The organism is Marivita sp., from assembly GCF_017643905.1.
GTDB lineage: Bacteria > Pseudomonadota > Alphaproteobacteria > Rhodobacterales > Rhodobacteraceae > Marivita.
The window spans coordinates 1-21,193 of sequence record NZ_JAEPMO010000021.1 but is presented as its reverse complement, the minus strand read 5'-3'; the positions used below and the strand labels follow the sequence as shown (position 1 = coordinate 21,193).

Sequence of the window (21,193 nt, the reverse complement as noted above, 5' to 3'; positions counted from 1 at the left end):
CGTTCGCGGTTACTTCGACGCGTTGAAGATCTTGTCGATGTTGTTGCCAAGCGCCGCGTTGAATTCTGCGTCCGACATTTGGTGTGTGAGGCCTTCGGCCAGGGCGCGCGAGAAGCTGGCGATCATCTTGGGGTTCCGGGCCAGACGTTCGCAGGCATCGTCGGTGCTGTAGCCACCCGACAGAGCCACAACACGCAGCACTTTCGGGTGATCGGCCAGATCGACATAAAGCCCATCGTCTGTCGGGATGGTAAGCTTGAGCATCACGATTTCATCGTCGCCCAGAGCGTCGAGATGTGCCGCGATTTCCATTTTCAGGATCGCTTCGGCCTCGGCCTTGGTGGGGCTGTTGATGTCGACTTCGGGTTCGATGATCGGGACAAGGCCCGCGTTGCAGACGGTTTTGGCGACCTCGAACTGCTGGGCGACCACGGCCTTGATGCCGGCGGCATTTGCTTCGTGAATGACCGAGCGTTCCTTGGTGCCGAACACGCCCATCGCCTTGGCATCGGCCAGCAGCGCCTCAAGCCCCGGCATCGGCTTCATGATCTGCGCGCCGTTTTCCTTGTCTTCGAGACCCTTGTCGATCTTGAGAAAGGGGACCACGCCGCGCTGCTCCCAAAGGTAGGTCGGCACGGGCACGCCATCGACGCTGTCGCGCATGGTGCGTTCGAACAGGATCGCGCCCAGCACCTTGTCGGATGTGAAGTCGGGGGCGGTCATGATGCGGCAGCGCATCTCGTGGATGAGGGCGAACATTTCCGCATCGCCATTATAGGCGTCTTCCTCGATGCCGTAGAGGCGCAGCGCTTTGGGGGTGGACCCGCCGCTTTGGTCAAGGGCTGCGATAAAGCCTGCGCCGGTCTTGATGCGGTCTGCCATTGCGGTGTCGGTCATGTGAAATCCCCAAGCTGGAATGGTGTGGTTGAGGCTGTCCTAGATCAGCCTTGGTCAAAAAGATAGAGGCAGGTCAGGAGGTTAGCGCTAACCGTTCGAGTCTGTGTCCGCTCTGCTCCGGGGGCGAACGTTCAGCCAGATGCCATCGCGGGCGCGCACGGTGAGATGGGCGACGGGTTGCGGGGTTTTGCCGGGCACGGGGGTGACCTCGACCGCGCGGAGCAACATCGATAGTAAGAGCGGCCCCTCGGCCATCGCAAAACCCGCGCCGGGGCAGACACGGGGGCCGGCGCTGAATGGCAAGTAGGCGTCGCGGGCCGATTGTCGGGAGTCCTCGGATTGCCAGCGGGACGGGTCGAATGCGTCGGGATCGTTCCAGAGTTTCGTATGCCGGTGCAGGTGCCACGGGCTGAGCACCAGTTGCGCGGCTTTCGGGATGGCGCGTTTGCGGAAGGTCTCGTGGCGCGTGGTTTCCCGCACCATCATCGGAACAGGCGGGTAGAGCCGCAGCGTTTCGCGGAACACATCGCGGCTTAAGGTCAGGCGTTTGACATCGTTTGGATCAGAGAGCGTGGCGGCCTCCTGCGCGATGCGGTCCTGCCAGTTGGGGGCCGCAGCACAGCAATAGAGCGCCCAGCCTAACGCGCTGGCGCTGGTCTCGTGCCCGGCGAGGAAGAAGATCGCGACCTGATCGACCATTTCGGCGGCGGTAAAGCACTGGCCGGTTTCGGGGTCTGGTGTGGTCATGATCCGCGTCGCCAGATCGTCAGGTGCGCTGCTGTCGGCGATGGCCTTGCGCCGCTGGTCGACAAGCTGCGTGATCAGTGCGCGGATGCGTTTGGCTGCGCGTTTGGTCTCGGCCCGGTGAAAGCGGGGGAACCAGCGGGGCAGGGGCACGAAGGCCGCAAGGTTCAAGATCGGCTGGCTGCGCTGGTAAGCGCGGAATTCGTGGAAGACCTGCGCCGCGATTTCGTCGTCAATGGGGATCGAAAACAGCGTGCGGAAGATCACATCGGCGGCGGCGTGGCTGGCGATCTCCTCGATCTCGATCTCTGTGCCTTTGCTGATCTGGTCGAGCACGCGCGCCACCATCGCCTGACCGGCCTCCCACATGGCGGGCAGGCTTTGGGTCAGACGTCCGCGCTCGAACGCGGGGTCGATGATGCGGCGTTGATGGTCCCAGACGGGACCATTGGTCAGGAAGATCGATTGGCCCAAGAGGGGGCGCAGACCTTCGCCGATGCGGTCGGATTTCGGGAAATCGCGCGGCCGGTCGTTCAGGATGGTCCGGATCAGAGTGGGATCATTGGCAAGGTAGGAGCGGAAGAACGGCGTTCGAAACTCGGCCATCCACGCGCCGTAAAGGCGCTCGGGTTGTGCCGACAGGATGTCCCGACGGAAAAGCCGCAGATACCGCCAGAGCGACACGTGGTCGGGACGCGATATGGGTTTGGGCGGGATCACGGCGCAGTGTTTGTATATTTTGAGACCGACACGTCGATCCGGCTGGGGGAGGGCGCACGGGTGGCATAGCGCTGGCCGAGCGTGATCGGGCCTGCGGTGATCTGGAAATAGTCGTAGTCGAGCGGGTTCTCGAAGGCGCAGAGATACTGGAAATGCAGCTTGAAATACTGCCGTCGCTGCGCTGCCCACCGCTCGGGCGCCATCGTGCGCGAGAACTGGGCCGAGAACACCAGCGGCCATTGTTTGTCTTGCGTGGCAACACCAGACACGCCGACCGGGTCACATAGTGGAAAACAGCAGCCGTCGCCTTGGGCTGTGACGTCGACCCAAACGATTTCGTCCCGTTCAGAGAGGAACTGCAGGTCGCGCCGCAACTCCCAGGCGTCGGGCAGGAAGGACACCATGGGGATCACGTGGCCAATGCTCAGGAACGACAGCGCGGGACGCGCGGGCAGGTCGGGGTTGTCGCGCAGGATGTTGGCCAAGATAGACACCGCCAGATGCGCTCCCGAGGAATGGCCGACCACCAGCACTTCGTCATAATCCTCAAGCAGCGCGGTGCCGATGATGCCGCAGAACTCGTCCAGCCGGGTTTGCAGGGCAGGCGGGGTTGCGCCTTTGAGGCCTGCTGAGAAGGCGTAATCGTGCATCAGGTAATAGGCGTAGATGCGGCGGTCCTGCGATTTAAACCAGCGCAGGACCAAGACGACGATCACGAAGAAGGGTGCCCAATAAAGCAGCGATGTGCCCCAGGTGAGGATCGCGCCGGGGCCAAGCGCCCAGAGGATCGCGGCGGTGAAAACTGTGCTCAGACCCCAGCCAACCAGATGCGCGGCCAGCAGCGCCGCCAGCAGTTGCAGGATCAGCACGCCGATGGGGTAGAGGGCCGCGGCCAGCGGGCCTTTGGGCAACACGGCAAGGCGGCGCAGTGTGCCGCTGGCGATGTAGATCCAGCTTGTGCGGATCAGTTGCCAATAGGTGCCGGGGATGCTGTTCGACATGCTGTCGCGAACGATGTCGGACCACAGCAGCACCTCGAAATCGGCGGTGACGCGGGCGCCATCAATCAGACCCGAGGCGTGCCAGCCATAGGGGCCATCGTGACTCGACGCCTCAACTTGTAGGCCATAGTCCGAAATCTCGGCCTGTTTGGCACCTTCCGTACGATACAGCTCGCGATACCGGCGGGCCGGGAAAGGGTCATAGCCGGGAATGTAGAACACCTTGCGGCGACGTACGGTCTGGTGCGGGGCGGGCATGGGCGGACTGCTCTTGCTTTTGGGAGAGTGTAACAGTGCCGCAGAAATGCGCCAATTTTTTGATGAAGCATGGGAACACTGGGCTATGTCAGCGGTTAAGCCTGCACATCCAGAGGACCATCATGATCGACATTCTCAACATCGTTGCCGCCCTTCTGACCATCGCGCTGGGCGCGTTCGGGATGCTGGCGCCGCGATACACGGCCGGAGTGCTGGATTTGAAGACCGGCGAGACCACGATGGGCCTGTCGGAACTGCGCGCTTCGGTGGGCGGCATGTTTGTGATCGTCGGCGCCGCGTGCCTGTGGTTGGGCGCGCCCTGGGCCTATGCGATGATGGGGTTTGTCTATCTGGGTGCGGGGCTCGGGCGCGCGTTGTCGCTGTTGCTCGACAAACCGCCCTTTCCCAAGGCGCATCTGTATTTTCTGTTCGAAGCGGTCTTCGCCGCGTGGTTGCTGATCGTCAATGTGCCATTGGCTCAGGGGCTGTCCCAGTAGCGTCGGCGCTCTTGCCAGATCTTTTCGCCGATCAGACAATCGGTCGGGTCAAGCCGCATGGATTGTGCAGGCACGATCTGGGCCTCGGGTGGGCGTGACACCATTTCCAGCACCAGTTTGCGCTGCACCGCTTCGGCGAAATCGTCCCAATCGAAAACCGGGATGACAAAGGAACCCGGCCCGCCGATGACACAGCTTTCGTAGTAGATGTCGAGGTTTTCGAGGTGCCACGCGTTGTCCATACCTTCGCGGGTCAGCAGCGGCAGGCCATTGATGATGATCCCCTTGGCCAGAACGGCATCGCGGGCGACCGTCACGGCGCGGCCCTGATTGTTGGGGCCATCGCCGGAAATGTCGATGACGCTTCGCAAACCTTTGTAATCGTTTGTTTCAATCAGGCGTGCGCCAAAGATCAAAGCCTCTGAAATCGAGGTGCGGCGCAGCGCCGGGTCAAACCGCGACGTCAGGATTTCGGCAAAGGCGTCAAGGTCGTCACGGGTCTGCAGAAGCCGCCAGTCAATCACGACTTCCTGCGTGCCGGCCCATTCGACATAAGTGATAGCGACAGTTTGCAGGAGGCCAGACTGAAGGGCTGCGAAAACCGCGTCCGAGCGCAGCGCCTCGGCATAGCCTTTGCGCTGAATCTCCAATTCCCGTTCCGTCATCGACCGGGACACGTCCACCATAAGGACGAGTTCGAGATCGACCTCGATATCCCCGGCATGCGTTGCCTTCGGACTGAAAAAGCCGAGCGCGACCGCGATCAGAAGGGCGAGGATGGATTTCATTCCGTCAGCATGCCCAACCGAACGCGGTCGGTCCAATCACAAGTTGTGTAACCGTCGCCAAAAGCAGCGTGTCACCGTGACTTCACCGGGCAGGTGTTGATGCCGAGGATCGAATAAAGCGGGCACACGCCGATCAGGCCGGTGGCGAGCGGCACAATGCCGATCAGGCCCCACATGGTTTGCGGTCCGACAAAGACGAGCGACAGCAGGACAAGGCCGACAATCACACGCAGGGCGCGGTCGATGGTTCCTTCGTTCTTGGTCATGATGGATCTCCTTTTCATGCTCCTGAGGGGAGAGTAGCAAAAGGAGGTGGCCCCTGACGGTGACAGAGTCACCGAGGATCTGCGGCAATCTGTTCCAAGGCGCGTTTGTCCTTGATGGCGATGCCGTCGGGCAATTGTTCGACCACGCCTTTTTCCGCAAACACCGCCAGTCGCCTAGTGACATAAGCGCGGCCTGATGCGGTTTCAGCGGCCAATGCGGCATGGGTCGCGTGCACGACGCCGTCGTCAGCCAGCCGCAAGAGCGCCTTGGCCAGCCGCGCGTCAAAGCCGGTGAGGGCCACGTCTTCGACCAGTTGCTGGTATTCCGCAAACCGCAGGGCAACAGAGCTGAGCACCTTCTGGCGGAAGGTGGCGTTGTCTTCCAACTGCTGGCGGAACTGTGCAGCCGGGATCAAGTTGCCTTCGATGTCCGCCTCGACAATGCCTTCAGCGCCGTAGCCGTGACCGTCCACGAGGCAGGAAAAGGTTTGCAGGCAGACCTCTCCGGGACGCACACGGTAGAGGACCACTTCGCGCCCCGACGCCCCGGTCAGCATCATGCGGATCGACCCCTTGGTCAGGTCCAGAAAACCGGGACATTCCTGACCCGGCTGGAACAGCGTCTGGCCTTGCCGGGCGGTGAAGCGACGGACCTGTGTCACGGCAGGCCGCCCACAAAGCCCTCGCGGATGACTGTTGGGTCGTACGCCTTGCGGGCAAAGACTTCGCGCACCATCGGCTCAAAATGTTCGAGCGGTTTCATCGGGTAGTCGGGGTCGAAGGACGACTGGTCCCAGCGTTCGCAGAAATCAGCGCAGGACTGGAAGCAGGGGTGGTCCTTGAACCGGTCGCGCGCGTTGCGGTCCCAACCGTAATGGTGGCCATAGTAAAGCATCTGGAAGATACCATGATGTTCGACAACCCATGCCACCTCCCAGCGGACAAATGGCCGGATCACCTCTGCAGAGAAACGGTCGTGGTTCTGCGGGGCCAGCCCATCACCCACGTCATGCAGCAGGGCGCCCACGATCCAGTCGATGTCCGCGCCGTCCGCCTCGGCGCGGGTGGCGGATTGCAGACCGTGTTGCAGGCGGGTGATGCGGTAGCCTTCGAGCGTGGTTTCGCCCTGACGGCGCAATTCGTCGAGAACCCGATCGGGGGTGAGCGCAAGATACGGTTTTTCCAGCTTTTCCAGAAGTTCGTAATCTTCCTTGGTGCCATCCTTCATCTGGGTGAAGGACACGGTCTGTGTGTCGCTCATTGGCTTAGTCCTCTTGCTGGTCGCATCATGCGTCAGCTTGTGGGATTGCGCCAGATGCCCCTTGAATTCGGGGCGCAAAACCCCGATATTCGTGATGTTCCTTCGGGGACTATGGACATAAACGCGCGTTCAATAAGCGGCTCGGACCCGGGGGCGGTACCCGGCGGCTCCACCAAACACCCTGTCATTTGCAGGACCATGGGGCCGAAACAGGATCGACGAACGTCTAAACACGTTAGCTTTGTCCCGGTGAGATACCACCGTTATCGGTTCAAACAGTATAGTTGCAAATGACAACCATGCTCCGGTGGCAATGGCTGCGTAAGCAGTCGGATCTACCGATCTTTAAGCCCTTGCGCCTAGCAGCGTAAGGCGGGGTTCGCAGGCACCTGGCAACAGAAGCCTGCATTTTCAAATCAGTACGGTGCGATCTTCACCTATTGCGTGAAGTCCGTGATGACGGCGGTTCCCGGCGGGGTTGGCCCGCGCATGGCGGCCAGTTCGGCGCTTGCGCTCGACAGCGTGACCTCGCGCGACACCATCGGGCGGATGTCCACCTGTCCGCGCTCGATCATGTCGAGCAGCGTGGGGTATTTCCAGGCGGGCATACCGCGTGTGCCGAAGAATGAGAGTTGTTTGCCGTATATGCCGCGCATGTTGACGCTCATCATGCCGGTTTCGCCCGCTGGCATGCCGACCTGCACGTGACGACCAAGGATGCGCAGGCAGTCGATGGAGGCATTGGTCGTGGCCTCGATTCCCAGTGCTTCGATGGAGACGTGTGCGCCGCCGCCGGTGATGTCGTGAATCGCACTGGCGACGTTTTCCTTGATCGCGTTCACCGCCGCATCGGCCCCGAGGCTTTTCGCGTGCTCAAGCTTTTCATCCACCACATCGACCACAACGACCTGTGCGCCCAGCATCTTGGCCAAGAGCATCGCCGACAAGCCGATCCCGCCCGTGCCGTGGATCGCCACCCATTCGCCGGCGCGGACATTGGCGCGGTCGGTGAGCGCGTGCCACGCGGTTGTCACGCGGCAGCCCAGACCGGCGGCGAGCGCGGGGGTCATGGACTCGGGCAGGGTAACAAGGTTGTGGTCAAAGGGCACCGCCACCAGTTCGGCATAGGCGCCCGGTGTCCCAAAGCCGGGCACGATCTGGCTGGCGCAGGTGTTGGACACGCCGGTCTGACAGGCCGGGCAGCTCCCGCAGGCGAGAATGAAGGGCGCGATCAGACGCGCGCCGACCTTGTGCTTGGCCTGTGCCCCTGCCTCAACGACTGTGCCGCAATATTCATGGCCCAGAATGTCGCCCGGTTTGACCTTGGGGTGTTCGCCGGTCCAGCCGTGGAAATCCGACCGGCAAACGCCGCAAGCCTCGACCTTGAGGACAACGCCGTTCTCGGGGCAAACGGGGTCCGGTACGGTTTCGATGGACAGAACTTCGTTGAACGCCCGGATCACGGCTGCGCGCATGGTGTTTCCTCCCTTGTTTGCTGCATATGAATCCGGCGTGCCGCGAAGATCAAAGAGAAAATCGACTTTGCCAGCCATGCGCTCACATCTGTTTCACTTGACGGCGCTCGCGTGAACGGCATCAGTTGGATGATGTTTTGGCGGAGTGTTTTCATAGCCTTGTGTCTTGCCCAGCCAGCACAGGCGTGCCGGACGGCATTGATCCTTGCCATGGATGTGTCGCAATCGGTCGACCCCGGCGAGTATCGTCTTCAGATCGACGGGTTGGCGGCGGCTTTGCGTGATCCCGAAATTTCCGAGATCCTTGTGCGTGACGAGGTGGCGCTGAGCGTGATCCAGTGGTCAGGTGTCGATGCGCAAGAGGTCAGCCTGGACTGGACGCAGATGATCAGTCCCAGTCATGTCCAATTGTTCGCGTCCGCTGTGGAACGGCTGCCGCGCGCCTTTGTCATGTCGAACACGGCACCTGCCGAAGCGATGAACAAAGCGCTGCGCCATTTCGACCGTGCCCCGGACTGCACGCGGCGGATCATCGACATGTCGGGCGATGGTACGCCCAATGCCGGAGGCGAGGTGCGCCAGATGCGCCGCGCGGCCGAACGGGCAGGGGTGACGGTGAACGGGTTGGCGATCGAAGGGCTGGGCCGTGCGATCACCAATTTCTATCAGCGCAGCGTGATCACCGCGGACGGGTTCGTCGAGACCGCCCGCGGGCACAGAGATTATGCCCGCGCGATTCGCCGGAAGATCCTGCGTGAAATCAGCTCTCTCTTCGGCTGAGTGTTTTCCGCCTGATGTCCGGATTTGGGGCATGCGGACACTTTCGTTTTCGATTTAATGCAATATGATCAGGGTAGACTCGGGAGATGACGGCGATGACGACTGGCATCAATTATGGCAGCCTGATGCATCAGGCGATGCGCGGTTTGATCCGCACCGTCCTTCAGGACGTCCAAAGAGATGGTCTGCCGGGGGATCACCATTTCTTCATCACCTTCGACACCGGCCATCCGGATGTGGAAATCGCGGATTGGCTGTCGGACCGGTATCCCGGTGAAATGACCGTGGTGATGCAGCATTGGTTCGACAATCTGGAAGTGGCGGAGGAGGGATTCGCCGTGACGCTGAACTTCGGGGATGCGCCCGAACGGCTGTATATTCCGTTTGATGCCGTCCTTACCTTTGTCGACCCGTCGGTCGAGTTCGGTCTGCGCTTTGAAAGCATGGAGGATGAAAGCGACGACGACGGAGCGCTTGTTCCTGCGCCGCGCGCCGTGAAAGAGCCCAAGGTCCGCCCCAAGATCAAGGAAGTCGATGCTCCGAAGGCCGGACGCAAAGACGCCGATGTCGTCAGCCTCGATACTTTCCGCAAGTAAGGCCCTTGCCAGTTTGACAATTGCCCTGCCGGTGGGTTGCCGCTAAACGGCCTGCAACTGCATGCCGAGGAGGCCGAAATGGCTCAGACCCGCACAGAATCCGACAGTTTTGGCCCGCTTGAAGTTCCCGCTGACAAGTATTGGGGGGCACAGACCCAGCGGTCGATCATGAATTTCCCCATCGGCTGGGAAAAGCAGCCTATTGCGATTGTCCGCGCGCTGGGTGTGATCAAGAAAGCCTGCGCACAGGCGAACAAGGCGTCGGGCGATCTGGATGCGAAACTGGCCGATGCGATCATCCAAGCGGCGGGTGAGGTCATCGACGGCACATTCGACGACAACTTCCCGCTGGTGGTCTGGCAGACCGGGTCGGGCACCCAGTCGAACATGAACGCCAACGAGGTCATCGCGAACCGCGCGATTGAAATTCTGGGCGGCGTGATCGGATCGAAAAACCCGGTTCACCCGAACGACCACTGCAACATGGGCCAGTCGTCGAACGACACCTTCCCGACCGCGATGCACATTGCGGCGGCGATGATGGTGCGCGACACGCTGCTGCCGGGGCTGGAAAAGCTGGCGGCGGGGCTTGAGCAGAAATCGGAAGAATTCGCCAACATCATCAAAATCGGCCGGACCCACACCCAGGACGCCACGCCGCTGACGCTGGGGCAGGAGTTCTCGGGCTACGCGCACCAAATTCGTCAGGGCATCGCGCGGGTCAACGCCTGCCTTCCGGGCATCTACGAGCTGGCGCAGGGTGGCACAGCTGTGGGCACCGGTCTCAACACCAAACAGGGTTGGGGCGAGACCGTGGCGGCCAACATGGCCGAGATCACGGGGCTGCCGTTTGTGACCGCGCCCAACAAGTTCGAGGCGCTGGCCGCGCATGACGCGATGGTGTTCATGTCGGGTGCTTTGGCCACTGTCGCCGGATCCTGCTACAAAATCGCCAACGACATCCGCTTCCTCGGGTCTGGCCCGCGCTCGGGTCTGGGCGAGTTGATCCTGCCCGAGAACGAGCCGGGATCGTCGATCATGCCGGGCAAGGTGAACCCGACCCAGGCCGAGGCGCTGACGCAAGTCGCGGCGCATGTGATGGGCAACGATGCGGCGATCAAGTTCGCAGGTTCCCAAGGGCATTTCGAGCTGAACGTCTACAATCCGATGATGGCCTATAACCTGCTTCAGTCCATGCAGTTGCTGGGTGACGCGGCGGACAGCTTTACCGAGAGGATGCTCCTGGGCATCGAGGCGAATGAGCCGCGCATCGACAAGCTGATGAAGGAATCGCTGATGCTGGTGACGGCGCTGGCGCCGACCATCGGCTATGACAACGCCACCAAGGTCGCCAAAACAGCGCATAAGAACGGCACAACGCTCAAGGAAGAGGCGATTGCTTTGGGCTTTGTTGATGAAGAGACCTTTGATCGGGTTGTCCGGCCCGAGGACATGATCGGGCCGAAGGGGTAAGCCGTTTCGAAACGGCTTGGGGCGCGATTTCGAAATCGCGTGGGCAAGGCCCTTCTGAAGGGCCTTGCGTCGCTCTGCGGGGGGCTTATCCTGAGAGCATGAGCAGCGTCACCAACCTCAACCAGTTCCGCAAGACCAAGGCGCGCGCCGAAAAGCGGGCCAAGGCCGATGAGAATTCGGTGAAGTTCGGGCGGACCAAGGCGCAGAAGGACCTTGAGAAAGCGCAGGCCGAGAAAGCCAAGCGCGATCTGGATGGCAAATCCACCACATGAGCGGACGGCCCGTCAAACGGTCTCTGACCCTGCGGGGGCATCGCACCAGCGTGTCTCTGGAGGATGCATTCTGGCGCGCGTTTCGGGATATTGCCGAGGCGCGTGACATGCCGATCAACGCGCTTGCGGCAGAGATCGACGAGGCGCGGGAGATCGAGGTCGGATTGGCCTCGGCGATCCGCGTCTATGTGCTGGATTGGTACCGGGATGGGGCGTTGCCCAGGCAATCGTCGGGTGCGGCAAGTTAATCGCACAAGCATTCGCGCGGGTGGGCGCGGAACGCGCCCGCCATGGGGCGGGCGGACGCGTCGCCGCCGCTGGCGCGACGGCGGGTCTCAGGATTGGCGGATTTATCCGATCACATTATGCTTCGGCCCATACGGGAACCCGGTGATATTGGTGGCCCCGTCCTCGGTCACGACGAGAATGTCATGCTCGCGGTAGCCGCCCGCACCCGCTGTTCCCTCCGGGATCCAGAGCATCGGTTCGATGGAGACAACCATGCCCGGCTCCAGCACCGTGTCGATATCCTCGCGCAGTTCCAGACCGGCTTCGCGGCCATAGTAGTGGCTGAGGATGCCGAAAGAGTGGCCATAGCCGAATGAGCGGTATTGCAGCAGGTTTTCCTGCGCGAACAGGCGGTTGATCTCGTCGCAGATCTGGGCGCAGGAAATGCCCGGTTTGATCAGGCTCAGGCCGAGTTCATGGGCGGCCACGTTGGCGTTCCAGATGCGGAGGGACTCTACGTCGGGTTCACCAAGGAACAGCGTGCGTTCCAAAGCGGTGTAATAGGCCGAGATCATCGGGAAGGTGTTGAGGCTGAGGATGTCGCCATATTGAAGCTGTCGCATCGTCACCGGGTTGTGCGCACCGTCGGTGTTGAGGCCGGACTGAAACCAGACCCATGTGTCGCGCATCTCGCTGTCGGGGAAACTGCGGGCGATCTCCAGCTCCATCGCGTCGCGGCCCGCCATGGCGACGTCGATCTCGCGGGCACCGGCCCGGATGGCATCGCGGATGGCATAGCCGCCCACATCCGCCACGCGGGCGCCTTCGGTGATCAGGGCGATCTCGGCTGGGGATTTGACCATGCGCGAGCGCATCGTGTCGGGGGCGATGTCGATCACTTCGGGGGTGTTCAGAAACGCATCTAGCGTGGCGCGGGCGGCAAGTGTCAGGTGGTCGCCTTCGACACCGATGCGGCGGCCTGTGCCCACCAGTGCGGCGACCGCGCGCCAGTAATTGTTCCGTTCCCAATCGGTGTAGATGACGTTGTCACAATGCGCGCGTCGCCACGGCTGGCCGCCGTCGATATTGGCGCTGACGGTGGTGCAGGTGTCGTGGGTGACGACCAATCCGTAGGGCCGGCCAAAGCTGCAATAGAGAAAGCCCGAGTAGTAGGCGATGTTCTGCATCGAGGTCAGCAGCACCGCGTCCAGATCGTGGCTGGCCATGATCGCACGCAAGCCCGCGATGCGCTGGTCATACTCGGCCTGCGCAAAGGGCAGGGGGGCTTTTTCGCCGTTATGGCAGGTGAAGGTCTGGGGCCGGTTGGGGGTATCGAACATAGTCAAGTCTCCGTACATCTGCCGGGACTTCACGAAAAACGCCCGGCATCACATCCGGGCGTTCAGGACGATACGCTTTCTGAGGAAAGCTTGATGTGGGTCTTGCTCCGACGACGCCATCGTCGGCACATCTGTGCTTTCGATGGCGAAGGGCAGTGAGTCTGTCAATATGGATTGTACAGGGTCACAGGCGGCGATTGATCGCCACGGTGCCGAGCAGCATGTCGGTCAAGCCCTGACCGCGTTCCGTCAGGAACATCATTGCGATCGAGATCAGCTGCAGCGGGAAGATCGACATCGACACGGTGTAGCCCAGCGTGTGCATGAAGGCTTGGCTGAAGTCGAAATGTTCGCCCCGGCTGTCGCGGAACTCTATGGACATCAGGCGCATGCCCCATGTGGCTGACCCGCCGGTCAATGTGGCCACACGGTAGATGAAGCCCACCACGAAGAAGAGAAGCGGCAGGAACCAGAGAGCGATGAACAGGGTCATCACTACAATCGGCACCACCAGCGCAAGGATCAGCGCTGCGTCGATCACCCAGGCCAGGCCACGCTTGATCGGGACGCTGTCGTAGAATTCAGGCTGAACCATCGGGTCCGGCAGGTTGGGATAGGTGTCAGGGGCGTACATCGTCGGGAACCGTAGCTTTCGAGACAGGGACAGGTGTGGCCCCGATATTGGGGCCACGGGCGGTGTATACAAGGCTTACGCCTCTTCGGACTCGCGAGCGGCTTTCGCGGTCTTGGCGCGGTCTTCCATGAACTGGTCGAACTCGGCCTTGTCCTTGGCATCGCGCAGGCGCTTCAGGAACGCTTCGAAATTTTCCTGCTCTTCTTCGAGACGGCGCAGGGTTTCGGACTTGTAGGCGTCAAAGGCGCTGTTGCCGGACGAGCGCATGGTCGTGAAGTGCGAAGACATGCGGCGACTGCGATTGCAGGAAGAATTGAACATACGTTTGCTCCAGATCATGTAGGCAAGAAGGGCGAGACCGATGGGCCAGAAGAAGATAAGGCCAAGGACCATTGCGGCGATCCAGGCGCCTTTACCTTTGTTGTCCAGCCACGCCTCGGCGCGGGAAAACCAACCCATTCGGGCCGGAAGAGATGCGGGGGCGGCGATCGTGCTCATTATCAACTCCGTTGTTTGTGTGATGTGAATGTCTTTCACATTGAACAGATCGGAGTTTGTTTGGGTGATTTCAAGAAAGAATGTGAATGTTTTTTACATTTACTTACTTTATGAAGTGAAATCAGTTATTTGCGCGTTGCAGATTTTTGGAAGCAGCGCGGGATCGAGCGGAAAAACATGCCGCGGCGTGCCTGCTGCGGCCCAGATCACGTCGAATTCCAGCAGCCGGGGATCCAGCCAGGCCCGGATCGGATTAAGGTGCCCGACAGGGGACACGCCCCCGATGGCAAAGCCTGTCTGTGCGCGGATCAGGTCGGCATCCGCCTTGCCCAAGGCTTCGCCCGCGCAGGCCGATGCCTTGCTCGAATCGACCCGATTGCCGCCCGCTGTCAGAAACAGCACCGCATCGCCGCTGGTTTCGGCGCGAAAGATGATGGATTTCGCGATCTGGTCGAGGTGACAGCCCACGCTGTCAGCCGCCTCCTGAGCGGTGCGGGCCTGCCCGACATCGCGGATATCTGCAGGCAATCCCAGTGTTTCGAGGGCGGTGCGCACACGGGCGAGGCTTTTGCTCATGGGGTCTTTCTTTGGGAACACGGACTGTTCTGTTGTGATAGGACGTCAGACATATTCGGAAAAGGTGAGATTGCCCATTGTGCAATGGATGGCTCTGGCCTTATGGTGGTCGCTAGCCCAATCCGTTTCACGGAATGCGGGTACATGAGTTTCGCTGTTCTGAGCATCGGCAGAGTGTCCTGAGTTCAGAGCAGGCTGATATGGCCCAAAAGGCCTTCTACAAACACCTGAGGTTTATCCGAACATCAGGTTCGCAACGGACGCGGTCACCCCTGTGACATGTGTCGGAGAAGAAACGCGATGAAACGCGCGCAGGACATGAGGCCAGAGCAACGGGGTGTTTCACCCCGGCCAGCCGCTGCGCACGCACTCGCCATGACAAGACACACCCGATCCCGGCCCCTTACCGAAAGGTGGGGGCGGCGGCGGTTGTGCGCACGGAACATATGCCCAAGAAAATGCTTATCGATGCCACCCACGCGGAGGAAACCCGCGTTGTGGTGGTCGACGGAACCAAGGTTGAGGAATTTGACTTTGAATCCGAAAACAAACGCCAGCTTGCTGGCAACATCTACCTCGCAAAAGTAACACGGGTCGAACCGTCGCTTCAGGCGGCGTTCGTGGATTACGGTGGCAATCGCCACGGCTTCCTCGCGTTTTCGGAAATCCACCCCGACTACTATCAGATCCCGGTCGCGGACCGCGAAGCGCTGATGGAAGAAGAGCGTGCCTATGCCGAAAGTCAGGCGCGTCGTGAGGACGAGGACGAAAAGCCGAAATCACGTCGTGGTCGGGGCCGCAATCGGTCGCGTGCCGCCAAGGCCGACAGCGATGACGCGGTCACAACCAAAGACGTGTCAGACGAAATCTCCGGGATGGAGACAATCGACCTTTCGGACGAGGGCGACGACGACACCGAAGGCCTGTCGCCGATGGAAACCGTCGCGGAAACTCCGGTCGAAGAACCCGAGTATATCGAGACATCAGAGTCCGCAGCGCTGCATGACGAGGATGATGACGAGGATGATCTGTCCCAGCCGGCGGATCGGGATGAAAACATCGAATCCGTCGCCGATGACGACACAGAGGAAGATATCCGCCCGCGCCGCAAGCCGCGCCCCAAGCGCTACAAGATTCAGGAAGTCATCAAGGTGCGCCAGATCCTTCTGGTGCAGGTCGTTAAAGAAGAGCGCGGCAACAAGGGCGCGGCGCTGACCACCTATCTGTCGCTGGCAGGTCGGTACTGTGTGCTCATGCCGAACACCGCGCGGGGCGGTGGCATCAGCCGCAAGATCACCAACGCGCCGGATCGCAAGAAGCTGAAAGAGATCGCCAACGAGATCGACGTGCCCAAGGGCGCGGGTCTCATCATCCGGACGGCAGGCGCTAAGCGCACCAAGACCGAGATCAAGCGCGACTACGAATACCTGCAGCGTCTGTGGGAGCAGATCCGCGAACTGACGCTGAAATCCATCGCGCCGGCGAAGATCTATGAAGAAGGCGACCTGATCAAACGGTCGATCCGCGATCTCTATAACCGCGACATCGACGAGGTTCTGGTCGAGGGCGAACGCGGTTATCGCATCGCCAAGGACTTCATGAAGATGATCATGCCGTCCCATGCCAAGAACGTGAAACATTACGCCGACCAGATGCCGCTCTTTGCGCGTCATCAGGTGGAGTCCTACCTGTCGGGCATGTTCAACCCGACGGTGCAGCTCAAATCCGGCGGCTATATCGTAATCGGTGTGACCGAAGCGCTTGTGGCCATCGACGTGAACTCGGGCCGCGCCACCAAGGAAGGCTCGATCGAGGAAACGGCACTCAAGACCAACCTTGAGGCCGCCGAAGAAGTTGCGCGCCAGTTGCGCCTGCGTGACCTTGCTGGTCTGATCGTGATCGACTTCATCGACATGGACGAGCGCAAGAACAACGCCGCCGTCGAGAAGCGCATCAAGGACAAGCTCAAGAACGACCGTGCGCGGATTCAGGTGGGCCGGATCTCCGGCTTTGGCCTGATGGAAATGTCCCGCCAGCGTCTGCGTCCCGGCATGATCGAGGCGACGACCCAGCCGTGCCCGGCCTGCCATGGTACAGGGTTGATCCGGTCGGATGACAACATGGCGCTGCAAGTGCTGCGTCAGATCGAGGAAGAAGGCGTGCGCCGCCGGTCGCGCGAGGTGCTGGTCAAGTGCCCGGTCTCCATCGCGAACTTCCTGATGAACCAGAAGCGCGAACATGTCGCCCAGATCGAGCTGCGTTACGGCATGTCAGTGCGGATCGAAGGCGATGTGCATTTGGTCCGCCCGGACTTCACCATCGAAAAGTTCAAAACAGCGACCCGCGTGGTGCCCGAAGCCCCCGCCCATGTCGTTTCCGTCAACTTGTCCCTGATGGATCAGGTCGATGAGGATGCGGCGGAAGACGAGGATGAGGACGAGGGCGAGGATCAGGTCGACGCGGTGACTGAGACCGTCGAAGAGGATGAGTCCAAGCCGAAGAAGCGCCGCCGCCGGTCGCGCCGTGGCGGACGTGGTCGCAACCGCAACCGCGATCGTCAGGACGACGGCGACAACGGGGCCGAGGCTGGCGAGTCGGAGGAAACCTCCGACGGCGAGGCCGCTGGAGACGTGGTTGAAGCCGACGCGGCATCCGATGCGACGTCAGATGCTGATGCCGCAGACGAGACTCCGGCCAAACCCAAGCGAACCCGCAGCCGGTCCCGCAAGTCGGGCTCCACCGCCAAGGCGGACGGGGCAGAGGCCAAGACGGCCAAGGCAGAGGTTGAAGATGCGCCTGTGGTCGACGCTGAGGCAGTCGACGCTGCTCCTGCGGAAGAGGATGCGCCCAAGAAAAAGCCGCGCAGCCGGTCCCGCAAGAAGGCAGAGCCCAAGGCGGATGCTGACGGTGCTGTTGAGGCCGCTGAAGAGACCGTAGAGGCGGTTGCCGAAGCGGCAGACGCACCCAAGGCGAAGAAATCTCCGGCGCGCCGTTCGCGGGCAAAGAAGGCTCCTGAAACCGAGGCTCCTGCCGCGGCCGTGATCCCTGCCGAAGAGATCGCCCCCGTGCCGGAATTGGCGGCACCGGAGACGGTCGAGGCCGAAGCAACTGCGCCAGACGTCACCGAGGAACCGGCTCCGGTTGCCGAAGCCGTGTCGGAAGAACCTCCGGCGGCGTCGCCTGAACCGGAAACGGTCGGGGCCGATGCCGAAAGTGCGTCCGACGACAGCAACAAGAAAAAGCGTCGTGGTTGGTGGTCTCTTGGCCGCTGATCTCTGACCGATCGACCAACGAAACGCCCTCGTGTTTTGCACGGGGGCGTTTTGCGTTTTCGGCTATGCCTTGCGGATCACCCAAAGCATGGCAGCGCCCTGTTCCTCGCTTTTGACTAGCGTGTGCCCAGCCTCATTGCAGAAATGCGGCATGTCGACGATGGCGGCCGGGTCGTCGGTCAGCACGTGCAATTCGCTGCCGGACGACAGACCCATAAGACGCTTGCGCGCCTTGAGCACGGGCAGGGGGCACAGAAGCCCGGTGGCATCGAGATGTTCACTCATACACGCGATTTAGGCGTGTCCGATGTCGCTGTCCACTGGCTTGGCACGATTCTTGGCACGATCATGTGACCCCGCGTCGCGTGACAGCCCCCAAGGCTTGGCATATGTCGAGGGTATGTTGGAATTTCAGATCATCGACGCCGCCCTGTTTCCGGCCATGAGCATCGCGCTTCTGGCGGGGGCGCTGTCGTTCCTCAGCCCCTGTGTGCTGCCCATCGTGCCGCCGTACTTGGCCTATATGTCAGGGGTCAGCGTGGCCGACATGGAGCAGGGGGGCTCGGGGCGCAGAAAGGCCGTGATCTCGGCAATGTTCTTTGTGCTGGGTCTGTCGACGATCTTCATCCTGCTTGGGTTCACCGCGTCGGCCTTTGGGGCGTTCTTCCTCGAATACCAGACACAATTGGCACAGGCCTCTGGCGTTGTGGTGATCTTGTTCGGTCTGCATTTCTTGGGCATTTTCCGCATTCCGTTTCTGGACACGGAAAAGCGGATCGAGGCCGGGGATCACGGAGGCTCGGCGTTCGGGGCCTATGTGCTGGGCCTTGCCTTTGCCTTTGGCTGGACTCCGTGTATCGGCCCGCAATTGGGCGCCATCCTGTCCTTGGCGGCGTCCGAGGCGTCTGTGGCCCGAGGAACGGTTCTGCTGGGCGTTTATGCGGCAGGACTGGGCATTCCGTTCCTGCTGGCGGCGATGTTTATGACGCGGGCGATGGGTCTGATGAACCGGATCAAGAAGCACATGCGCAAGATCGAACTGGCGATGGGCGCGTTGCTGGTGATCGTGGGTATTGCGCTTGTCACCGGGGCGTTCACGTCCTTCGCCTTCTGGCTGCTGGAGACTTTCCCGGGACTGGCGCTTCTGGGTTAACAGCTCTCAGCGCGTGGCACGGGCTTTGAGGACCGACTGCCCCAGTGTGATCGTGTAGGCTTCGAGTATCGCCAGCGCCCGGTCCACCGACGCCACATCACGGATTTCCAGACCAGCCACGATGGCGCGATGCAGGTCGATAATCTCGGCCCGGCTGCGGGCGGTGAAGGTGATCATGTTCATCAGGGGCTGCATCGCCTCGACGCTGCCAGCAAGGTGATAGCTCAGCACCTCGTTGCCAGCGCAATCGACCAGAGCGCGGTGGAAGGCCACATCAGAGGCGCAGAACGCCTCGTCGGACAGGTCGGGTGTGGATTGGGTGTCGATCTCGTTCCGCATCGCGTTGAGCAACGTGTCCGTGCGCCGTTCAGCGGCCAAAGCGGTGCAACTGCGTTCGAGCGCGTAGCGGGCTTCGCAGGCAACCTGAAAGCTGATCGCGTTCATCCCCAGCAGCAAGGTCGAGGTGGTGACTTGCTGGGCCCGGGCTTCCTCATAGGAAAGGTGATTGACGAAAGCCCCGCCAAACGCGCCGCGTTCGGTGCGGATCAACGACTGCGCGGCCAACCGTTTCAAGGCTTCGCGCACGGTGGCGCGAGACACGCCGTGTTGATCTGCCAGCTCTGCCTCAGACGGCAGGCGGTCGCCGACAAGCAGACGCCCCTCGACGATGTCCGAGCGGATGGCGTCGGCAATCGCGGCTGACAGGCTGGGGGCGGCGGTTTGATTTTTCATTTGTCAGACATTTAATTGTCTGACATTCATGGCGTCAAGCTGAGTCTTGGAGGATGCCACATGCAGGGAACACTGCGCACGATTGGTTGGCTGTCGTTCTTTGCCGCCATTCTCGTGTCTTGGGTGTTCCTTTACATGATGGCCGTGGGCATGGATCTGGACCTACTGGGTCGTCCCGGCCCGATGGGCGAAACCATGCGCAACATGGACCCTCGGATGGACATGTACATGCCCATGGCCGAGTTCGGTCCGCTGTTCGCTATGTGGGCGGTGATGATGGCAGCGATGATGCTGCCCACCATGGTGCCGACCCTGCGTGCTTATGAAGACCTGATGGTCAGCGCCAATGGCACCCGCATCGGCTGGTGGGGTGTGCTGCTGGGCTACTTCATCGTTTGGGCCGCCTTTGCCGCGCTGATTGCCGCGGTGCAACTGGCGCTTTTGTTCGGCGGCGTGATCGACATGCTTGGCATCGGACGCAGCGCGCTGTTTCAGGGTGGATTGTTGATCGCCGTGGGCGCGTTCCAGTTCACCCGTGCGAAAGAGGTCTGCCACGGCGTCTGCCACAGCCCGATGAGCTATTTCCTGACGCGTTGGAAAACCGGGTTTGATGGTGGGTTGCGTATGGGGCTTGGCCTTGGTGCGTTCTGTGTGGGGTGCTGCTGGGGCTTCATGGCGCTGGGATTTGTCGGCGGAGTGATGAACCTTGCCTGGATGGGTCTGGCGACCTTGTTCATGGTGATCGAAAAACTGCCCCAGATCGGGCATTATACAACAAAACCAATGGGGGTTTTGCTGATCGCCGCGGGTGTCGCGGTGATCGGCTGGCCCTTGGTCATGGGAGGATAAGATGGCTGTCAAGAAACGCCCCGACGCGGACCGCTTGCCGATCAGTCAAAGGATTGATCAACGGATGGACAACCCCAAGCGGCGGCGGATGACGCCGACGGATTGGGCCATCAAAGGCGAGCTGTTCCTGAACTGCTCGTGCACCGTGTTCTGTCCCTGTGTGGTCAGCCTTGGCGCGCACCCCCCGACCGAGGGGCATTGCTATGCGTGGATGGCGATCGCCATCGACGAGGGGCATTACGAGGGCGAAAGCCTGTCGGGTCTGAATGTCGGGCTGATGGTCGAAATTCCGGGGCGTATGGCGGAAGGTGGCTGGAAGGTCGCGGCCTATGTGGATGAGCGCGCGAGCGGCAAAGCCTACAATGGCATCCTGCAGATTTTCTCGGGTGCGGCTGGCGGTACGACGGGCCTCTTTACCATGCTGGTGAGCGACATCGTGGGGGCCGAGCGCGAAAAGGTCGAGATCGTGCGCGATGGCAAGAAACGCGGGCTTTACATCGGACGCAAGATCCAGGGCGAGATTGAGATGATAGACGGGGCCAGCCCCGATCATCCGGTGATGATCACCAATTCCAAATATTGGATGGGACCGGACATCATTGCCGCACGCGGCACCAAGTCCAAGGTGCGTGACTATGGCCGGATCTGGGATTTTGGCGGCAAGTCGGCCGAGATTTGCCCCATCGACTGGCACGGACCCAAGTAAATGTACGTATTCCCGGAATATTGCGTGACGATGGCGCGGTATAATGCTTGGCAGAACAAGCAGTTACGGGCTGCATTTGACACTCTGTCCGAGGCTGAGTTGCGCAAGGAGCGAAAGGCGTTTTTCGGGTCGATCTTCAGCACGGCCAACCACATTCTCTGGGCGGACCGGATGTGG

At 61.2% G+C, this 21,193-nt stretch carries 25 protein-coding genes and 1 other RNA gene; 12 read left to right on the top strand and 14 right to left on the bottom strand.

Annotated features, from left to right (window positions below; all coding sequences use genetic code 11):
• Positions 1-9 precede the first annotated feature (9 nt).
• From JJ869_RS05100 to JJ869_RS05090, 3 genes are all read right to left on the bottom strand, one after another.
• Complete coding sequence (locus tag JJ869_RS05100; protein WP_292265022.1) at positions 10-897, bottom strand: fructose bisphosphate aldolase; 888 nt, start codon at positions 895-897, stop codon at positions 10-12.
• A gap of 87 nt (positions 898-984) precedes the next feature.
• Positions 985-2,361 (bottom strand): cytochrome P450, encoded by a 1,377-nt coding sequence (locus JJ869_RS05095; protein WP_292265021.1) that lies wholly within the window; start codon positions 2,359-2,361, stop codon positions 985-987.
• Positions 2,358-3,620: a hypothetical protein gene (locus JJ869_RS05090; protein WP_292265019.1), complete on the bottom strand. Its 1,263-nt coding sequence runs from the start codon at positions 3,618-3,620 to the stop codon at positions 2,358-2,360. Before JJ869_RS05090 ends, JJ869_RS05095 begins: the two co-directional genes overlap by 4 nt.
• 122 nt (positions 3,621-3,742) lie before the next feature.
• On the opposite strand from JJ869_RS05090, the gene JJ869_RS05085 reads away from it, so the two are divergent.
• A complete protein-coding gene (locus JJ869_RS05085) occupies positions 3,743-4,117 on the top strand; it encodes a DUF4345 family protein (protein ID WP_292265017.1) in 375 nt (124 codons plus the stop codon).
• Here the strand turns inward: JJ869_RS05085 and JJ869_RS05080 are convergent.
• The 4 genes from JJ869_RS05080 to JJ869_RS05065 all read right to left on the bottom strand — a co-directional run bounded on the left by JJ869_RS05080 (position 4,099) and on the right by JJ869_RS05065 (position 6,432).
• A complete protein-coding gene (locus JJ869_RS05080; protein WP_292265015.1) occupies positions 4,099-4,905 on the bottom strand; it encodes a DUF1194 domain-containing protein in 807 nt (268 codons plus the stop codon). The genes JJ869_RS05085 and JJ869_RS05080 overlap by 19 nt on opposite strands.
• A gap of 71 nt (positions 4,906-4,976) precedes the next feature.
• Positions 4,977-5,171 (bottom strand): DUF2892 domain-containing protein, encoded by a 195-nt coding sequence (locus JJ869_RS05075; RefSeq protein WP_292265014.1) that lies wholly within the window; start codon positions 5,169-5,171, stop codon positions 4,977-4,979.
• A 68-nt stretch (positions 5,172-5,239) separates the two neighbouring features.
• Positions 5,240-5,833 carry a Crp/Fnr family transcriptional regulator gene (locus tag JJ869_RS05070; RefSeq protein ID WP_292265012.1) on the bottom strand — a complete coding sequence of 198 codons (594 nt, stop codon included), beginning with the start codon at positions 5,831-5,833 and terminating at the stop codon, positions 5,240-5,242.
• Positions 5,830-6,432 (bottom strand): HD domain-containing protein, encoded by a 603-nt coding sequence (locus JJ869_RS05065; RefSeq protein ID WP_292265011.1) that lies wholly within the window; start codon positions 6,430-6,432, stop codon positions 5,830-5,832. Before JJ869_RS05065 ends, JJ869_RS05070 begins: the two co-directional genes overlap by 4 nt.
• 57 nt (positions 6,433-6,489) lie before the next feature.
• Here JJ869_RS05065 and ssrA point away from each other — a divergent pair.
• Positions 6,490-6,842: a transfer-messenger RNA gene (gene ssrA, locus JJ869_RS05060) on the top strand.
• A gap of 27 nt (positions 6,843-6,869) precedes the next feature.
• Here the strand turns inward: ssrA and JJ869_RS05055 are convergent.
• Positions 6,870-7,907, bottom strand: a complete 1,038-nt coding sequence (locus tag JJ869_RS05055; RefSeq protein ID WP_292265010.1) for a zinc-dependent alcohol dehydrogenase family protein — start codon at positions 7,905-7,907, stop codon at positions 6,870-6,872.
• A gap of 129 nt (positions 7,908-8,036) precedes the next feature.
• Here JJ869_RS05055 and JJ869_RS05050 point away from each other — a divergent pair, with 129 nt between their 5' ends.
• The 5 genes from JJ869_RS05050 (at position 8,037) to JJ869_RS05030 (ending at position 11,276) form a co-directional block, all read left to right on the top strand.
• The gene (locus tag JJ869_RS05050; RefSeq protein WP_292265009.1) at positions 8,037-8,687 is read left to right on the top strand and encodes a DUF1194 domain-containing protein; all 651 of its coding nucleotides are present in this window, start codon (positions 8,037-8,039) and stop codon (positions 8,685-8,687) included.
• A gap of 95 nt (positions 8,688-8,782) precedes the next feature.
• Positions 8,783-9,283 (top strand): ClpXP protease specificity-enhancing factor SspB, encoded by a 501-nt coding sequence (locus tag JJ869_RS05045; protein WP_292265008.1) that lies wholly within the window; start codon positions 8,783-8,785, stop codon positions 9,281-9,283.
• 78 nt (positions 9,284-9,361) lie between these two features.
• Positions 9,362-10,756, top strand: coding sequence for a class II fumarate hydratase (fumC, locus tag JJ869_RS05040; RefSeq protein WP_292265007.1), 1,395 nt, complete (start codon positions 9,362-9,364; stop codon positions 10,754-10,756).
• A gap of 98 nt (positions 10,757-10,854) precedes the next feature.
• On the top strand, positions 10,855-11,028 hold the full coding sequence (locus JJ869_RS05035) for a DUF4169 family protein (protein ID WP_292265006.1): 174 nt from the start codon (positions 10,855-10,857) through the stop codon (positions 11,026-11,028).
• Complete coding sequence (locus JJ869_RS05030) at positions 11,025-11,276, top strand: ribbon-helix-helix domain-containing protein (RefSeq protein ID WP_292265004.1); 252 nt, start codon at positions 11,025-11,027, stop codon at positions 11,274-11,276. The genes JJ869_RS05035 and JJ869_RS05030 overlap by 4 nt, the downstream gene beginning before the upstream one ends.
• A 102-nt stretch (positions 11,277-11,378) precedes the next feature.
• Here JJ869_RS05030 and JJ869_RS05025 read toward each other — a convergent pair whose 3' ends face one another.
• From JJ869_RS05025 to JJ869_RS05010, 4 genes are all read right to left on the bottom strand, one after another.
• A complete protein-coding gene (locus JJ869_RS05025) occupies positions 11,379-12,596 on the bottom strand; it encodes an aminopeptidase P family protein (protein WP_292265003.1) in 1,218 nt (405 codons plus the stop codon).
• Positions 12,597-12,780: 184 nt separating this feature from the next.
• A complete protein-coding gene (locus JJ869_RS05020; RefSeq protein WP_366510405.1) occupies positions 12,781-13,302 on the bottom strand; it encodes an RDD family protein in 522 nt (173 codons plus the stop codon).
• A 3-nt stretch (positions 13,303-13,305) separates the two neighbouring features.
• Positions 13,306-13,728 carry a DUF2852 domain-containing protein gene (locus JJ869_RS05015; RefSeq protein ID WP_292265002.1) on the bottom strand — a complete coding sequence of 141 codons (423 nt, stop codon included), beginning with the start codon at positions 13,726-13,728 and terminating at the stop codon, positions 13,306-13,308.
• Positions 13,729-13,836: 108 nt separating this feature from the next.
• Positions 13,837-14,304 carry a YbaK/EbsC family protein gene (locus JJ869_RS05010; protein WP_292265000.1) on the bottom strand — a complete coding sequence of 156 codons (468 nt, stop codon included), beginning with the start codon at positions 14,302-14,304 and terminating at the stop codon, positions 13,837-13,839.
• A 446-nt stretch (positions 14,305-14,750) separates the two neighbouring features.
• Here JJ869_RS05010 and JJ869_RS05005 point away from each other — a divergent pair, with 446 nt between their 5' ends.
• Positions 14,751-17,576, top strand: coding sequence for a ribonuclease E/G (locus tag JJ869_RS05005; RefSeq protein WP_292264999.1), 2,826 nt, complete (start codon positions 14,751-14,753; stop codon positions 17,574-17,576).
• Positions 17,577-17,639: 63 nt separating this feature from the next.
• On the opposite strand, the gene JJ869_RS05000 is transcribed toward JJ869_RS05005, so the two are convergent.
• Complete coding sequence (locus tag JJ869_RS05000; protein ID WP_292264998.1) at positions 17,640-17,861, bottom strand: sulfurtransferase TusA family protein; 222 nt, start codon at positions 17,859-17,861, stop codon at positions 17,640-17,642.
• Positions 17,862-17,976: 115 nt separating this feature from the next.
• On the opposite strand from JJ869_RS05000, the gene JJ869_RS04995 reads away from it, so the two are divergent.
• Positions 17,977-18,729 carry a cytochrome c biogenesis protein CcdA gene (locus JJ869_RS04995; RefSeq protein ID WP_292264997.1) on the top strand — a complete coding sequence of 251 codons (753 nt, stop codon included), beginning with the start codon at positions 17,977-17,979 and terminating at the stop codon, positions 18,727-18,729.
• A 6-nt stretch (positions 18,730-18,735) separates the two neighbouring features.
• Here the strand turns inward: JJ869_RS04995 and JJ869_RS04990 are convergent, their stop codons facing one another.
• The gene (locus JJ869_RS04990) at positions 18,736-19,461 is read right to left on the bottom strand and encodes a GntR family transcriptional regulator (RefSeq protein WP_292264996.1); all 726 of its coding nucleotides are present in this window, start codon (positions 19,459-19,461) and stop codon (positions 18,736-18,738) included.
• 60 nt (positions 19,462-19,521) lie between these two features.
• Between JJ869_RS04990 and JJ869_RS04985 the strand changes: the two genes are divergently transcribed.
• The 3 genes from JJ869_RS04985 to JJ869_RS04975 all read left to right on the top strand — a co-directional run.
• Positions 19,522-20,310, top strand: a complete 789-nt coding sequence (locus tag JJ869_RS04985; RefSeq protein ID WP_292264995.1) for a DUF2182 domain-containing protein — start codon at positions 19,522-19,524, stop codon at positions 20,308-20,310.
• Position 20,311: 1 nt separating this feature from the next.
• Positions 20,312-21,016 carry a DUF1326 domain-containing protein gene (locus JJ869_RS04980; RefSeq protein ID WP_292264994.1) on the top strand — a complete coding sequence of 235 codons (705 nt, stop codon included), beginning with the start codon at positions 20,312-20,314 and terminating at the stop codon, positions 21,014-21,016.
• Positions 21,017-21,193: DinB family protein (locus JJ869_RS04975; protein WP_366510406.1), on the top strand; the 177-nt coding region annotated here is incomplete at its 3' end.

Coding starts and splice junctions, on each gene's coding strand:
- JJ869_RS05100 (WP_292265022.1), bottom strand. CDS start 897: ATGACCGACACCGCAATGGCAGACCGCATCAAGACCGGCGCAGGCTTT.
- JJ869_RS05090 (WP_292265019.1), bottom strand. CDS start 3,620: ATGCCCGCCCCGCACCAGACCGTACGTCGCCGCAAGGTGTTCTACATT.
- JJ869_RS05085 (WP_292265017.1), top strand. CDS start 3,743: ATGATCGACATTCTCAACATCGTTGCCGCCCTTCTGACCATCGCGCTG.
- JJ869_RS05080 (WP_292265015.1), bottom strand. CDS start 4,905: ATGAAATCCATCCTCGCCCTTCTGATCGCGGTCGCGCTCGGCTTTTTC.
- JJ869_RS05075 (WP_292265014.1), bottom strand. CDS start 5,171: ATGACCAAGAACGAAGGAACCATCGACCGCGCCCTGCGTGTGATTGTC.
- JJ869_RS05065 (WP_292265011.1), bottom strand. CDS start 6,432: ATGAGCGACACACAGACCGTGTCCTTCACCCAGATGAAGGATGGCACC.
- JJ869_RS05055 (WP_292265010.1), bottom strand. CDS start 7,907: ATGCGCGCAGCCGTGATCCGGGCGTTCAACGAAGTTCTGTCCATCGAA.
- JJ869_RS05050 (WP_292265009.1), top strand. CDS start 8,037: ATGATGTTTTGGCGGAGTGTTTTCATAGCCTTGTGTCTTGCCCAGCCA.
- JJ869_RS05045 (WP_292265008.1), top strand. CDS start 8,783: ATGACGACTGGCATCAATTATGGCAGCCTGATGCATCAGGCGATGCGC.
- fumC (WP_292265007.1), top strand. CDS start 9,362: ATGGCTCAGACCCGCACAGAATCCGACAGTTTTGGCCCGCTTGAAGTT.
- JJ869_RS05035 (WP_292265006.1), top strand. CDS start 10,855: ATGAGCAGCGTCACCAACCTCAACCAGTTCCGCAAGACCAAGGCGCGC.
- JJ869_RS05030 (WP_292265004.1), top strand. CDS start 11,025: ATGAGCGGACGGCCCGTCAAACGGTCTCTGACCCTGCGGGGGCATCGC.
- JJ869_RS05025 (WP_292265003.1), bottom strand. CDS start 12,596: ATGTTCGATACCCCCAACCGGCCCCAGACCTTCACCTGCCATAACGGC.
- JJ869_RS05015 (WP_292265002.1), bottom strand. CDS start 13,728: ATGAGCACGATCGCCGCCCCCGCATCTCTTCCGGCCCGAATGGGTTGG.
- JJ869_RS05010 (WP_292265000.1), bottom strand. CDS start 14,304: ATGAGCAAAAGCCTCGCCCGTGTGCGCACCGCCCTCGAAACACTGGGA.
- JJ869_RS05005 (WP_292264999.1), top strand. CDS start 14,751: ATGCCCAAGAAAATGCTTATCGATGCCACCCACGCGGAGGAAACCCGC.
- JJ869_RS05000 (WP_292264998.1), bottom strand. CDS start 17,861: ATGAGTGAACATCTCGATGCCACCGGGCTTCTGTGCCCCCTGCCCGTG.
- JJ869_RS04995 (WP_292264997.1), top strand. CDS start 17,977: ATGTTGGAATTTCAGATCATCGACGCCGCCCTGTTTCCGGCCATGAGC.
- JJ869_RS04990 (WP_292264996.1), bottom strand. CDS start 19,461: ATGAAAAATCAAACCGCCGCCCCCAGCCTGTCAGCCGCGATTGCCGAC.
- JJ869_RS04985 (WP_292264995.1), top strand. CDS start 19,522: ATGCAGGGAACACTGCGCACGATTGGTTGGCTGTCGTTCTTTGCCGCC.
- JJ869_RS04980 (WP_292264994.1), top strand. CDS start 20,312: ATGGCTGTCAAGAAACGCCCCGACGCGGACCGCTTGCCGATCAGTCAA.